The organism is Amycolatopsis melonis, assembly GCF_040064235.1.
In the GTDB taxonomy this organism is placed as follows: domain Bacteria; phylum Actinomycetota; class Actinomycetes; order Mycobacteriales; family Pseudonocardiaceae; genus Amycolatopsis; species Amycolatopsis melonis.
Genome location: NZ_JBDZYD010000009.1, coordinates 251,146 through 265,326, shown reverse-complemented (window position 1 = coordinate 265,326; position 14,181 = coordinate 251,146). Strand labels below are relative to the sequence as shown.

12 protein-coding genes are annotated in these 14,181 nt (G+C 73.0%); 10 read left to right on the top strand and 2 right to left on the bottom strand.

The window, feature by feature from the left end:
* Nucleotides 1–49: 49 nt before the first annotated feature.
* Both ABJI51_RS25010 and ABJI51_RS25005 read right to left on the bottom strand, forming a co-directional pair.
* A complete protein-coding gene (locus tag ABJI51_RS25010) occupies nucleotides 50–742 on the bottom strand; it encodes a LuxR C-terminal-related transcriptional regulator (protein WP_348953837.1) in 693 nt (230 codons plus the stop codon).
* A gap of 3 nt (nucleotides 743–745) precedes the next feature.
* Nucleotides 746–1,219, bottom strand: a complete 474-nt coding sequence (locus ABJI51_RS25005) for a sensor histidine kinase (RefSeq protein WP_348953836.1) — start codon at nucleotides 1,217–1,219, stop codon at nucleotides 746–748.
* A 372-nt stretch (nucleotides 1,220–1,591) separates the two neighbouring features.
* On the opposite strand from ABJI51_RS25005, the gene ABJI51_RS25000 reads away from it, so the two are divergent.
* From ABJI51_RS25000 to ABJI51_RS24955, 10 genes are all read left to right on the top strand, one after another.
* Nucleotides 1,592–2,329 (top strand): polysaccharide deacetylase family protein, encoded by a 738-nt coding sequence (locus ABJI51_RS25000; RefSeq protein ID WP_348953835.1) that lies wholly within the window; start codon nucleotides 1,592–1,594, stop codon nucleotides 2,327–2,329.
* Between the two features lie 6 nt (nucleotides 2,330–2,335).
* Nucleotides 2,336–3,442, top strand: coding sequence for a glycosyltransferase (locus ABJI51_RS24995; protein ID WP_348953834.1), 1,107 nt, complete (start codon nucleotides 2,336–2,338; stop codon nucleotides 3,440–3,442).
* Nucleotides 3,443–3,552: 110 nt separating this feature from the next.
* The gene (locus tag ABJI51_RS24990) at nucleotides 3,553–4,800 is read left to right on the top strand and encodes a carboxylate--amine ligase (RefSeq protein WP_348953833.1); all 1,248 of its coding nucleotides are present in this window, start codon (nucleotides 3,553–3,555) and stop codon (nucleotides 4,798–4,800) included.
* Nucleotides 4,790–5,971 (top strand): NAD(P)-binding domain-containing protein, encoded by a 1,182-nt coding sequence (locus ABJI51_RS24985; protein ID WP_348953832.1) that lies wholly within the window; start codon nucleotides 4,790–4,792, stop codon nucleotides 5,969–5,971. Before ABJI51_RS24990 ends, ABJI51_RS24985 begins: the two co-directional genes overlap by 11 nt.
* On the top strand, nucleotides 5,968–7,320 hold the full coding sequence (locus ABJI51_RS24980; RefSeq protein ID WP_348953831.1) for a sugar transferase: 1,353 nt from the start codon (nucleotides 5,968–5,970) through the stop codon (nucleotides 7,318–7,320). The genes ABJI51_RS24985 and ABJI51_RS24980 overlap by 4 nt, the downstream gene beginning before the upstream one ends.
* The gene (locus tag ABJI51_RS24975) at nucleotides 7,317–8,456 is read left to right on the top strand and encodes a glycosyltransferase (protein ID WP_348953830.1); all 1,140 of its coding nucleotides are present in this window, start codon (nucleotides 7,317–7,319) and stop codon (nucleotides 8,454–8,456) included. Before ABJI51_RS24980 ends, ABJI51_RS24975 begins: the two co-directional genes overlap by 4 nt.
* Nucleotides 8,440–9,162, top strand: a complete 723-nt coding sequence (locus ABJI51_RS24970; protein ID WP_348953829.1) for a response regulator transcription factor — start codon at nucleotides 8,440–8,442, stop codon at nucleotides 9,160–9,162. The genes ABJI51_RS24975 and ABJI51_RS24970 overlap by 17 nt, the downstream gene beginning before the upstream one ends.
* An 88-nt stretch (nucleotides 9,163–9,250) precedes the next feature.
* Nucleotides 9,251–11,293 (top strand): hypothetical protein, encoded by a 2,043-nt coding sequence (locus ABJI51_RS24965; RefSeq protein WP_348953828.1) that lies wholly within the window; start codon nucleotides 9,251–9,253, stop codon nucleotides 11,291–11,293.
* 13 nt (nucleotides 11,294–11,306) lie between these two features.
* On the top strand, nucleotides 11,307–12,749 hold the full coding sequence (gene pelF, locus ABJI51_RS24960) for a GT4 family glycosyltransferase PelF (RefSeq protein ID WP_348953827.1): 1,443 nt from the start codon (nucleotides 11,307–11,309) through the stop codon (nucleotides 12,747–12,749).
* Complete coding sequence (locus tag ABJI51_RS24955) at nucleotides 12,746–14,167, top strand: hypothetical protein (RefSeq protein ID WP_348953826.1); 1,422 nt, start codon at nucleotides 12,746–12,748, stop codon at nucleotides 14,165–14,167. Before pelF ends, ABJI51_RS24955 begins: the two co-directional genes overlap by 4 nt.
* Nucleotides 14,168–14,181: the final 14 nt, after the last annotated feature.

The window sequence follows — 14,181 nt, the reverse complement described above, 5'->3', positions numbered from 1 at the left end:
CGTGGCCGGGGGGCGCGGGGGGGGGGGGGGGCGGGGCTTTTGGTACAGATTAAAAAACCCACCCCCCCCCCCCCCCCCCCCACGACCGGGGATCGGGCTGCCGGTGCAGGTCGAGGTCGTCCACCAGGGCATGGCGGACGGCCAGGGAGGCCGCCTCCAGGCGGGAGTGGACGCCGAGCTTGTTCAGGACCGCCTGGACGTGCGTGCGGACCGTCGTCGCCGAAATGCCCAGCCGGTGTGCCATGGCCGTGGTGCCCTGGCCCTCGGCCAGCAACGCCAGGCACTGGCGCTCTCTCGTCGTCAAGAACGAGGCCAGGCGGACGGTGTCCATGTCGCCGCGGGGCCGTGCCGTTTCGCCGGACGGCAGGGCGACGACGATGTCACCCGAATACGCCCTGCGGATCGCTCCGACCAGGGCAGGCAGGCCGCGGGTCTTGTGGACGTAGCCGACCGCTCCGGCGGCCATCGCCAGGATCATGCCCGCCGGGTCGTGGTCGGCGGTCAGGACGATCACCTTGGTCGCCTCGCCGATCGTGCGCAGCCTGCTGACCGCGCGGGTGCCTTCGCCGTCGGTGAAGTGGCGGTCGATCAGGCAGAGGTCCGGGTGCAGGGCGCCCACCGCCGCGATCGTCCCGGCCAGGGTCAGCTCGATGTCGAGGACCGTGAAACCCTGCTGGCCGAGCACCGTGCCCAGGGCGTCCGCGAACACCTGATGGTCGTCACCGATTACCAGAGTGGCCATGGCTCATCCCGTGGCCTCGGACACCGCTTCGGCGAATTCAAGCCGGACGCACGTGCCGCGTGGGGTGCGGCGCTCGATCCGGACCCGGGCGCCGCCCGCGCCCGCCTGCTCGGACACCACCCGCAAGCCGCGGCCTGCCCAGCCGCGGGCGCCTTCGCCGAACCCCGGGCCGTCGTCGGTGACCGTGACGACCGCCGGAGGGCCGGGCTCGGCCGCCAGCTCCACCTCGCCGCGGGGGCCCGCGGCGCGCACTCCGTTGTCCACCAGGTTGGTGATCATGCGCCACAGCGCCGTTTCGTCGGTCACCAGCCACACCGGCGCCCCGGGTTTCAGTGTCACCGTGGTGCCGCTCGTGCGGGCCGCGACCTGGGCCACCGCCTCCAGCACGGCACGGACGTCCACCGGCTTCGGCGTGCTTTCCGCCGTGCCTGCCTGGCGGACGAGGTCGAGCAGCCGGGCCGTTTCGCCCGAAATCAAAGTGAGCGGTATTCGCATTCCTGCGGGCAGCGGCCCGGCATTCAGCACCGATTCGGTCAGGCAGGACAAAGCGAACAAACCGTGTCCGAGATCGTGGAGAACGCCGCCGGTGTCCATCGGCCTGACCGGCCCGGGATCGGGCAGCGGGGAAGTGTCCGTAATCATCATGCACCTCGCGTGGACGCCCTGGCGGCGTATTGCCCTCTAATCGTCCGGAACGCGTGGAGGGTTACGTGCACTGACCCGTCGTGGGGAGCCTCGACTACCGCAACGGTGCGAGCAGGAATCGTCCCGGTAACGGATTTACCTCGCCCTCACCTTCGTTAGCCTCCGGGTAGTTGCGCGATTACGCGACGGCGACCGGGAGGACGGATGACTGACTCGGCAGCCGGGATGCCGCTCGTGTTGATGTACCACTCGATCGCCCGCTACACCGAAGATCCCTACCGCATCACCGTCAGCCCGGACCGCTTCGAGGCGCAGATGCGCTGGCTGTGGCGGCGGGGCCTGCGCGGGGTGTCGATGCGCACCCTGCTGGCCCGCCACGACCGCGGGACGGCCGGCGGCCTGGTCGGGCTCACCTTCGACGACGGCTACGCGGACTTCACCGAGACGGTGGCGCACGTGCTGGCCTGGTACGGCTTCACCGCGACGGTCTTCGCCGTCGCGGGACGGCTCGGCGGAACCAACGAGTGGGACGGCGACGGCCCCCGCAAAAAACTGATGGACGCCGCACAACTGCGGCAACTGGTCACCATGGGTATCGAGATCGGTTCGCACGGGATGTGGCACACCCACATTCCCGCGTTGCCGCCACGGACCTGGCCCGAGGAAATCACCCGCAGCAGGGAAGCGCTGGAATTGGTCGTCGAAGAACCGGTGACGGGTTTTTGCTATCCCTATGGCGACCTGGACGGCAAAACGGTCACCTCCGTCCGGGCCGCCGGATACGATTACGCCTGCGCGGTCCACCACAGCGGCCTCGACTCGCGGTTCGCGATTCCGCGCACCTACGTCGGCGACCGGGACCGCGGGCTGCGGCTGCGGGCGAAGCGGCTGCGTCACCACGTGACGGCCCGGAGCAGCCGGCTCGAACCCGCGGCGCGGTGATCCGCGGTGGTCGCCGTCCTGCACGTCCTCCAGCCCGGCAGCGGCGGCGCCGCGAGCTACGTCTCCGCCGCGGCCGCGGACCAGCGGGCCCGGGGCTGGCGGGTGGCGGTCGCCGGTCCCGCGCGGATCGGGGAAAGCCTTGCCCGGCAAGGGGTTCCGCTGCTCCCCTGGCAGGCGACGCGGGAACCGGGACCGGCGACGGCGGCCGAAGCCCGCCGCCTGGCCCGGCTGGTGCGGGCCTTCCGGCCCGATCTGGTGCACCTGCACTCGGCCAAGGCCGGTCTCGCCGGACGGCTGGCGGTGCGCGGCCGCCTGCCGACGCTGTTCCAGCCGCACGGCTGGTCCTGGGCGGCCGCCACCGGCATGACGGCACGGGCGGCGCTGCGCTGGGAGCGGCACGCGGCCCGCTGGGCCGACGTCATCGTGTGCGTCGGGTCCGGTGAGGCGGAGGCCGGCCGCCGCGGCGGCGTCGGCGGGACGTTCACCGTGGTCCGCACCGGCGTCGACCTGGACCGGTTCCGGCCGGACACGCCGTCCCGGACCGCGGCGCGGTCCCTGCTGGGGATCGCGCCGCAGGTGCGGCTCGCGGTCTGCGTGGGACGGCTGACGCGGCAGAAGGGGCAGGACCGGCTGCTCGCCGCCTGGCCGCGGATCCGCGCCGCGTGCCCGGACGCGCTGCTCGCGCTGGTCGGCGACGGCGAAGTCCCCCGCGGGCCGGGGGTGCGCCACGCCGGACACGTCGCCGATGTGCGTCCCTGGCTTTCCGCGGCCGACGTCGTGGTGCAGCCGTCGCGCTGGGAGGGGCTGCCGCTGAGCACCCTCGAGGCGATGGCGTGCGGCCGGTCGGTGGTCGCCACCGACGTGGCGGGGCTGCGGGAACTCGTCCGGCCGGGCACGGGCGCGGTGGTGCCGCCGGACGCGCTGGCCGGGGAGATCCTCCGCCGCTTCGCCGACGACGGGCTAGCCGTCCGGGAAGGGGCCGAGGCCGCCCGGTGCGCGCGCGGCTTCGACGTGCGGGACACCTGGGCCGCGCTGGCCGAGGTGAGCAAGCGGGCCGCGGGCGGGTGGTCTGCCGCGGCTTGTCGCGGACTGGCGGCAGACGTGAGCCCATGACTTGTGCGTAGCGAAGGTCGTCCCGTTGCCGGAGGTCCGGGCGCGATGGACGTGTGATCGTCGTCCGAGTCCGACCGAGGAGACTGCCGATGCGCCGTCAGCCGAGACCCGTGCCCGACGTGGATCGCGCCACGCCCGCGCTCGTGCTCAAGCTCGATGCGAACGTCTTCCACCACGGTGGGCTCGGCGTGATCCGCAGCCTTGGCCGGCTCGGCGTGCCCGTCTACGCCGTTCAGGAGGACCGCTTCACCCCGGCCGGTGCCTCCCGCTACCTGCGGGGTGGCTGGGTGTGGCGGCCCGGGACCGGCGATGCGGAACGGCTGCTGGCGGGCCTGCGCCGGATCGGGGAGCGGATCGGGACGCGCAGCGTCCTGCTGCCGACCGACGACGCGGGCGCGCTGTTCGTCGCCGAGTACCAGGCGAAGCTGCGCGAGACCTTCCTGTTCCCCGAACCCGATCCCGCACTCCCCAGGCTGGTCGCCGACAAGTTCTCGCTGTACGGACTCTGCCGGCACGCCGGGATGCCTTGTCCGGCAACGACTCTGGCCCGCAACCTCGGCGAAGCGGCCGAGGTCCGGTTTCCCGTGGTCGTCAAGTTGCTGCGTCCCTGGCAGGGGGCCGGACGCACGCGCAGCACGACCCTGGTCCGCGACCGCGCGCAGCTGGCCGGGCTCTTCGAACGTGCCGCGGGCGACGAACTGATGCTGCAGGAGTACCTGCCCGGCGACGACTGGTTCTTCCACGGCTACTGCGACGAACAGTCCCTGTGCCGCCCGGCGTTCACCGGGCGCAAGCACCGTTCCTACCCGGCGGGCGCCGGGCTGACCGCGTTCGGCACGGCGGAGCCGAATCCCGGGCTCGCCACGGCCGCCGCGCAGCTGTTCGAGCGGCTGTCCTATCGCGGGATCATGGACCTCGACCTGCGGCGGGACCCGCGCGACGGGCAGTACAAGCTGCTGGACTTCAACCCGCGGCTCGGTGCCCAGTTCCGGCTGTTCGCCGACGACGCCGGTGTCGACGTGGCCGTGGCCGCGCACCTGCACCTCACCGGCCGGGAGATCCCGCACGGCACCCCGCTCCGTCGCGGGTTCCTGGTCGAGAACTACGACCCGGCGGCCGCCTTCGGCTACTGGCGGCAGGGCCTGCTGACACCGGGCGCCTGGCTGCGGTCCCTGCGCGAGGTCGACGAGCTGGCCTGGTTCGCCCGCGACGACCTGCGGCCCTTCGGGCTGATGTGCGCACGCCTGGCGTGGCGCGTGGCAGGCAAGCCGTTCCCCGGCCGCGGCCGCCCACCCGTGGCGACCCCGCGTCACCGGCCCGGCCGGGCCGCTCCGGAAGGAGAAACCGATGGCCAGTGAAACCGACGTCGCCGTGGTGGGCGCCGGGCCGTACGGCCTGTCGATCGCGGCGCACCTGCGCGGGCGGGGTGTGCGCTTCCGCCACTTCGGGCAGCCGATGCAGCTGTGGCGCGACGCGATGCCCGCCGGGATGTTCCTGAAATCCCAGGGCTTCGCCTCGAACCTGTCCGACCCCGGCGCGACGCACACCCTGGCGAACTTCTGCCGGGAGACCGGCCGCGAGTACGGCGACTACGGCGTGCCGGTTCCGCTGGACACCTTCGTCGCCTACGGCGACTGGTTCCGGCAGGCGCATGCGCCCGACCTCGACGAGCGGCTGGTCGAGCGGGTTTCGGCGACGGGCACCGGGTACGAGCTGGCCGTGGCAGGCGAGCGGGTCCGGGCCCGCGAAGTCGTGTGCGCTCCGGGCGTCCAGTACTTCGCGCATGTACCCGCGGAATTCGCCCGCCTGCCCGGACGCGTCTGCTCGCACAGCTCGGCCCACAAGGACCTCGCCGCCTTCCGCGGCCGGGACGTGATCGTCGTCGGGGCGGGGCAGTCGGCGATCGAGTCCGCGACCCTGCTGCACGAGTCCGGGGCGAGCGTGCGGCTCGTCGCGCGGGCACCGCGGCTGGTCTGGAACGGCCCGCCGCTGGCACCGGACCGCCCGGTCCTGCACCGGCTGCGGGAACCGGAAGCCGGTCTGGGCTCCGGCTGGTCCACGTGGTTCTACTCGACGCGGCCCCGGCTCTACCGCAAGCTGCCGCCGAACGTGCGCGTGCACCGGGCCCGGACCGCGCTGGGACCGGCCGGGGCGTGGTGGCTGCGCTCGCGCACCGAGGGCGAGTTCCCGGTCCTGCTCGGCCGGTCGGTCGTCGGCTGCGAGGCGGTCGACGGCAGAGTCCGGCTGCGCCTCGACTCCGCAGACGGGCCGATGCAGGTCGAGACCGAGCACGTCATCGCGGCCACCGGCTACCGGCCAGGGGTCGGGCAGCTGGCGTTCCTCGACGAGCGCCTGCGGGCCCGGCTGCGGCGGATCGGGGACGCGCCGTGGGTCGGCGCCGGGTTCCGGTCCAGCGTTCCCGGGCTGTTCTTCGCCGGCCCCGCGGTCGCCAGCTCCTACGGACCGGTCATGCGGTTCGTCTACGGCGCGGACTACGCAGCCCGCACCCTCGCGCGGCAGTTCGGATGACCGTCCGGGCGCCCGCGGCGCGAGCACCGGCGTGCCCCGGCGAAACCCGGCGGAGCACGCGGTGGCCTGCCGTGCTCGCGGGCACGGTCCTGCTGCCGGTGTGCGACGCGGGGGCGCCGGCCGCCGCGATCGCCGTGGCCGGCGGGCTGTCGTGGACCGCGCTGGCCTACCTCGCCGCGGTTTCCGGTGTCCTGCGGCTGTCCGGGGCCCAGCGGCTGCGGATCTGCCCGCGCTGGAGCGAGGAACTGCCGTGGCTCGCGTTCGCCGTCGCGGTCCCGGCGGTGCTGGTGCGGTCCTGGGTGCTCGTCGCGGCGGCCGCGGCCGGGCTGGCCGCCGGGCGGCTGGCCTGCTGCGCCGGGGTCCGCGCGGCACGACGGCACCGCCTGCTGGCCGAACCGGCCGTGATCGCCGGCACCGGGGCACTCGGCCGCGAAATCGCCCGGATCCTGCGGGAGCACCCCGGTTACGGGCTGGTGCCGGTGGGATTCGCCGACCGGCTGCCGCCGGGAACGGCGTCCGGCCTGCCGCTGCTGGGCGCCCCGGAGGACCTGCCCGCGATCGTCGAGCGCTACGGCGTCCGGCACGTGCTCGTCTGCTTCCCGGCCGCGACCGACGCCGAGCTGGCGACGGTCCTGCGCGCGGTCCGGGTGCGCGTCTCGGTCGTCCCGCGCCTGTACGAGCTGGGCACCACGGTGCCCGCCCGGTACCGGGACGAGATCCACGCCATCCCGCTCGCCGTCCTTTCCCCGGCCCCCGCGGGAAGGTTCGCGAAACGGCTGTTCGACGTCGTCGCGGGCGGTCTCCTCTTCGCCGCGGTGGCCCCGCTGCTCGGTGTGCTGATGACGGCGTTGCTGGTCCGCCACGGCCGCCCGGTGCTGTTCCGCCAGGTGCGCCTGAGCCGCGACGGCCGTCCGGTGACGATCGTCAAGCTGCGCACGCTCGACGACCCGGCCCCGGACACGAGCTGGGCGGTCCGCGAGGAGACCTGCGGACGGCTGCGGCGCCTGCTGCGGGCCACCCACTTCGACGAGCTGCCGCAGCTGTGGTGCGTGCTGCGCGGGAGCCTGTCGCTGGTGGGGCCGCGGCCGGAACGCCCGTACTTCGCGGCCCGCTTCGCACGGACCGTCCCCGGCTACGACCAGCGCCACCGCGTGCCGGCGGGCGTCACCGGCTGGGCCCAGGTGCACGGGCTGCACGGCGACACGTCGATCGCCCAGCGGGTCCGCTTCGACAACGCCTACATCGAGCACCGGTCGTGCTGGACCGACCTGGTCATCCTCGCCCGCACCCTCGGCACGCCCCTGTCCGGCCTGCGCCGCTCCCGCCGATCCGAAGGAGAACGACCGTGAGAGTTCTGCACATCATCACCGGGCTGGACGTGGGCGGTGCCGAGCTGCAGGTCCGGATGCTGCTCCAGCACACCCGCCACGACGCCGAGGTGCTCACCCTCTACAACCCGGCCACGGTGGCCGGGATGATCCGCGACGACGGCGGCCGCGTCCGGGACCTCGGGATGCGCCGCAACACCGAGCTGTCCGCCGTGCTGCGGCTGGCCCGGCTGATCCGCGCGGAGAGGTTCGACGTCGTCCACGTGCACCTCTACCGCGCGTGCCTCTACGGCCGGGTCGCCGCCTGGCTGGCCCGGACCCCGGTCGTGGTGACGAGCGAGCATTCGATCGGCGAGACGCACATCGAGCGCCGCCGGATGACCGCGGGCGTGCGGGCGCTCTACCTCGCCACGGACGTCTTCTCGGACGCGACGATCGCGGTGTCGGAAACGGTGCGCGAGCGGCTCGTGAAGTGGGGCGTGCCGCCGCGCAAGATCGTCACCATCCCGAACGGGCTGGAGTTCGACGGGCTCGCGTTCGACCCGGTGCGGCGGGCCGATGCCCGCGCCCGGCTCGGCATCCCGCCCGCCGCGTTCGTGCTCGGGGTGATGGGCAGGCTGGACGCGGCGAAGCGGATCGACCTCGCCATCGAGGCCGCGGCCCCGCTGCTCGGCGAGGACTGCCGGATGCTGATCGTCGGCCAGGGCGCCGACCGGGACCGACTGGAAGGCGTCGCGGCCGCCTGCGGAGTCGCCGGGCACGTGGTCTTCGCCGGTTACCAGGCCGACGGCGTCGCCATGCTCTCCGCGCTCGACCTCTACGTGTCCACCTCCGCGCAGGAGACGTTCGGGCTGTCGGTGCTGGAGGCACTGGCCAACGGGATGCCCGCGCTGTTCACCGCGTGCCCGGCCCTCGACGGGATCGGCACCGACCGCGCCCGCCGGGTCACCGGCGGCGTGCCCGAGCTGCGGGCGGAGATCCGCAAGGAGATCGAGGCCGGTCCCCGGCCGCGGGTGGCGGTGGACGCCGTGCTCGACCGGTACGGCATCGCCTCGGTCGCCGCGCGCGTCGACGACCTCTACGACGACCTGGCCGCCGCCCGGAAGCGGTGGCGTCGTGCAATCGGAGGAGAACGGGCTCATGCCGGCACCCGATGACTCCGGCGTGGCCGCGGCGCACCGTGAGGACATGCCCATGGTGCGGATCTTCCTCGTCGACGACCATGAGATGCTGCGTGACGCGCTCGCCGCGCGGCTGTCGCTCGCGCCGGGGGTCTGCGTCGTGGGCGGCGCGGCCGCCGGCGACCCGCAGCTGCTGCCGCGGCTCGCCGGGCTCCGGCCCGACGTCGTCACTGTCGAGATAGGACACTGCGGGAGCGACCCGCGGGTGCTGCTGGACCGGCTGGCCGCCGAGTTCCCCGGTCTGTCCGTCGTCGCGCTCACCGATCGACGGGAGACCGCGCTGGCGGTGGCCGCGGCCAAGGCGGGCGTGCTCGCCTGGGTGCCGAAAGACAGCACGATCGACCACCTCGTCGACGTCCTGCGCGGGGCCGGGCTCGGGCAGGCCAGCTACCCGCCCGCCCATCTCGGTGAAGTGCTGCGGGCGCTGCGGGAGGACTTCCGGCGGGCCCGCGACCGCACCGGCCCGCTCGACATGCTGAGCCACCGCGAGCGGGAAGTGCTGGCGAGCATGGTGGACGGCAAGCGACGGTCCGAGATCGCGCGGGAGCTGTGCGTCTCCGCCAACACCGTCCGGACGCACACCCACAAGATCCTCACCAAGCTCGGCGTCGGCAGCAGCCTGGAAGCCGTCCGGGTCGCGGTGTCCTCGGGCATGCGCCCGGCAACCGGGCCGAAGACGTAACGACTCTCGTCCTGCTGGATGAGTTCCCCGCGCCGCGGCGCGCCTAGCGTCGAGCCGACAGCCGTGCCCAGCCGCAGAAGGAGTTGGCGTGAAACATCTCGGAAAGTGGCGCCCCGCCATCGCCCTGGTGCTGACGGCCGGGTGTGCGGGCGGGTTCGCCGTCACGGCGGGCACCGCGCAGGCGGCCGGCCCGCCCCGCGTCGACCTGAACGTCCTCGTGGTCACCGACGGAACGCCCTGGGTGGACGCGATCCGGCGGCAGATGGCGTCCGAAGGCGTCGCCACCACCGTCGTCGACCTGAACGACAGCGCGCGCCCGGTCATCACCGGCGCCTTCCTCGCCGACACCCTCGCGGACGGCACGCCGCACGCGAAGTTCGAAGGTGTCGTGGTGCCGGGCGACTTCACCCCGGCGCTTTCGCCGGACGAACGCACGGCGTTGACGACTTACGAAAGCTCGTACGCGATCCGGGAGGTGGACAGTTACGTCTACCCGTCGGCGAACGTGGGCATGAACCCGCCGACGTACGCGGGCTCGCTGGACGGCGTCACGGTGACCGCCACCGCTGCCGCGCGCGGCGACGCTTTCCGTTACCTCAAAGGATCGTTCAAGTTCGACGGCACGCCCGGCGGCCCGACCTCCTACGGCTACCTGGGCCAGCCGCTGGCGAACACGACGACGTCGAGCTTCACGCCGTTCCTCACCGCCCCGATCCCCGGGACGTCGACGACGGGCACCCTCGCGGGTGTCTACACCACCGGAAACCGCCAGCAGCTGGAAATCAGCTTCGGCTACAACTACTTCCAGGGCCAGTTCCGGTACCTGGCGCACGGCATCGTCGGCTGGGTCACCAAGGGCCTGCACTTCGGGTACTGGCGCAACTACTTCAGCGTCCACATCGACGACGTCTTCAGCTACGACGCGATCTGGAGCGACGCCGGCAAGTGCACCCCCGGCGACGGCGCCTGCCCGCCGGGCACGCCGGACACCACCCCGGTCCGGATGAGCGGTGCCGACGCCAGTTACGCGTCCTCGTGGGAGCAGCAGAACTCGTTCACGCTGGACCTGCTGTTCAACGGCGGCGCGTCGGCGCAGTACCTCCAGGACAACTTCGCGCTGCTCGACCCGCTGCTGTTCCAGTTCCAGCTCATGACGAGCCAGTTCCGGTGGGTCAACCACACCTACACCCACCAGTTCCTGGGCTGCGTGCAGGACTTCACCGTCATTCCCTGGCGGTGCGCGACCGATGCCGCGGGCAACACCGTCTGGGTGTCCTCCGCGACCGTCAACAGCGAAATCACGAAGAACACCCAGTGGGCGCGGCAGAACGGGATTCCCGTGCGCGGCGGCGAACTGGTGGCCGGGGAACATTCGGGCACGTTCATCCTGCCGCAGCAGCCGTCCGACAACCCGAACTTCGTCAACGCGCTGGGTCCCGACGGGGTGAAGTGGCTGGGTCTCGACGCCTCGCGCGAAGCGGCTCAGCGGCCGGTCGGCGCCGCGCTCGGCGTGCCGAGGCACCCGATCAACGTGTTCTACAACGTGGCCACGAAACGCGACGAGGTGTCGGAATACAACTGGCTCTACACCTCGGCGGCCAACGGCGGCAGCGGAATCTGCGAAAGCAGCTCGACGACGACGTGCATCGCGCCGCTCGACCCGAACACCGGATGGGATTCCTACATCCTGCCGCAGCAGATCCAGATCACGCTCGGCTACGTGCTGCAGAACGACCCGCGGCCGTTCTACATGCACCAGTCGAACCTGGTCCAGGACCGGCTGGCCTACCCGGTGATGGGCGGGGTGCTGTCGGCCTACCGCGGCGTGTTCGCCACGAACACGCCGGTCGTCAACGCGACGCTCACCCAGGAAGGCCAGGCCCTGCAGGCCCAGGACCGCTGGACGGCCACGCAGGGCGCCGGCACCGTGTCGGGGTACGTCCAGGGCACGACGGTGGTCGTCACCGGGCCGTCCGGGACTTCGGTGCCGCTGACGGCGCCTGCCCAGACGAAGCTCGGCAACGCCACCTTCGGCTCGCAGTACGCCGGGGAGCGGTCGGACTACACGACGCTGGGAACGGCCGGGGCGAAGCTGACGCTGCCCGCCGCCCTGTTCCCGACGTCGCCGTGATCCGGGTGGACCGATGAAGGTCGCGCTGATGACCGAGGGCACCTACCCGCACCAGTTCGGCGGGGTGAGTGTCTGGTGCGACCAGCTGGTCCGTGGGATGCCGGGACACGACTTCCACGTGGTCGCGCTCGTCGCCACCGGCGCCGAGCGGCCCGCGTGGGAACTGCCGGCGAACGTCGCTTCGCTGGTCGGGGTGCCCCTGTGGGGCGCGGGTCCGGCCGGGCGCAGGCCCGGCCGGACGGCCCGCCGCCGGTTCGCGCCGCTGCTGGCCGAGCTGACCGGCGTCCTGGCGGACGGCTCCGCCGGGGCGGCCGGCCGGTTCGGTGAGATCCTGCGGGCGCTTTTCGAGTACGCGCAACAGGAATGCCTCACCGGGGCGTTCGGGACGGACGAGGCGTTCGAGCTGTTCACCCGCCTGTGGTGCGGGAGCAGGGCGGACACCGGTCCGGTGCGCCCGAGCCTCCAGGACGCCTTGACCGCCATGCAGCTGCTGGAGCACTCCCTGCGCCCGCTGTCCCATCCGCCGGAGTACGCCGACGTGGCGCATGCGGTGACCAACGGGCTCGGCGTGCTGCCCGCGCTCACCGTGAAGTGGCGGCACGGCAGGCCGGTGATCGTCACCGAGCACGGGATCTACCTGCGGGAGCAGTACCTGCACGCCCGCCGTGGCCCGTACCGGTGGCCGGTGAAGGCGCTGTACCTGAGGTTCCTGCACCACCTCTGCGCGCTCGGCTACCGGGAAGCGGCGGTCATCACGCCGGGGAACGTCTACAACACGCGGTGGGAGCAGCGGCTCGGTGCCTCCGGCGCGGTGATCAAGACCGTCTACAACGGAGTCGACCCGCAGAACTTCCCGGCGTTCGAAGGAGAACCGGACGTCCCGACGATCTCGTGGGTGGGCCGCATCGATCCGATCAAGGACCTCGAGACGCTGATCCGCGCGTTCGCCCTGGTGCACGAGGCGATGCCGGCGGCGCGGCTGCGCCTGTTCGGGTCGCCGCCCGGCGGCCGCGAAGGCTATCTGCGGCAGTGCAAGGACCTCGCGGCCGAACTCGGCGTCGGCGAGGTCACCGGCTTCGAAGGGCGGGTCGAGAACATCCGGGACGCCTACGAGGCCGGGCACGTCGTCGTGCTGTCCAGTCTCTCCGAGGGTTTCCCGTACAGCGTGCTCGAAGCGATGACGTGTGGCAGGCCGTGCGTGGCGACCGACGTCGGCGGCGTCACCGAAGCCATCGCGGACACCGGGCTGGTGGTCCCGCCCCGCAATCCGCGGGCCATGGCCGAGGCGTGCCTGCGGCTGCTCGGCGACGGCGAACTCCGCCGCCGCCTCGGCTCCGGCGCCCGCGCGCGGGCACTGGAGTACTTCACCGTGGACCAGGCCGTCGAGACGTTCGACGAACTCTACGAGCGGATCGGCTCCGGGCTTCCGCTGCACTACGCGGAGGTGGCCGGATGAGCGCGGGCACCCTGTCCGGCCTGCAGCAGGCCGCGCCGCCGTCCGGCCTGCCGGGTCACCCGGCCCCGGCGGACGGGATCACCGGGCTCTGCGAGCAGTTCGCCGACGTCTGCCGCTCAGCGGCCGACGCGCTGGAGATCGCCGCGGCACTGGAGTTCGACGGGCTCAACGACCAAGCCGTCAAGGCGAAGTACGGCTACGCCGACGTGTTCGACCTGGCCGAGGAGCTGCACCGGCGTGTCCCGCTCGACCCGGCCGAACCCCCGGCGGAGCCGGACCCCTGGCGGCTCGGCCCGGGCCGGCCCACCCTGCACGGACTGCTCTACAGCCTGCCCGCGCTGTTCTTCCCCGCGGCGGCGGGACTGCTGAGCGGGCCCGCGTCGATCACCGTGCTGCTGGTGTCGATGCTGGTCTCGTGGTCCGCCAGCCAGGGCCTGGCCTACCTCGGCTACGTGCGGCTCGGCCGGGGCGACGACGCCGCGACCAAGCGGACGCTGCGCTACGGCTTCGCCGTCGCCGCGCTGGGTGTCGCGGTCGCGCTGGCGGTCGCGGGGCTGGTGACCGGGGCGCGGACGACGGCGCTGGTCTTCGGTCTCGGCCAAGGGCTGTACCTGCTGGGCGCGACCGTGCTTATGGTGCTGCGGGCCGAACGGCTGCTCCTGCTGGTGCTGGCCCCGGGTTGCCTGGCGGGCGCGGGATTCCTGGCGCTCGGACGGCCCGCGGGCCTCGCCGCGGCCGTCGGGTGGGTCCTCGTGGTGACGCCGCTGCTGGGCACCGCGCTGGCCTTCCGGCTGACCCGAGGCGGCGGCGGACGGCCGTTCGTGCGGACGGAACTCGCCGCGGCCGTGCCGAGTGCGGTGTTCGGCCTGCTCGCCGCCGCGCTGATCGCGTTCCCGGTCGTGCCGTCGTGGGGTGCCGGGCCGGGCGGGGTGAACACCGGCGCGCTGCTGGCCGCGGTCCCGCTGTCGCTGTCCATGGGCGCGGCCGAATGGACGCTGTTCTGGTATCGGCGCCGCAGCAGGCGGCTGCTGCGGTCCACCGGCCGCCTGCGGGTGTTCGGCCGCCGCGTCCGGCTCGTCCTGCTCGCCGCCCTGACCCAGTACCTCGTGGCGACCGTGCTGCTGATCGCGGCGGCGACGGCGCTCGCGTGGACGTCCGGGCTGGCGGGGCCGGACCGCGGCACCGCCGGCCAGATCGGGGCCTACCTGGCGCTGGGCGGGGCGATGTTCCTGGCACTGCTGCTGCAGACCATGGGGTCCCGGATCGTGCCGCCCGCCGCCTGCGCTGCCGCGTTCGCGGTGGAGCTGGCCTGCCGCGGGTTCGGGGTGCGGGCGCAGCTGGCCGCCATGGCCGGGCTCCTGTTGTTCCTCTGTGTGTACGCATTGGCCGTCCTGGGCAAGGCGTCGAGGCACTTCTAGAGAAGGGATCGATC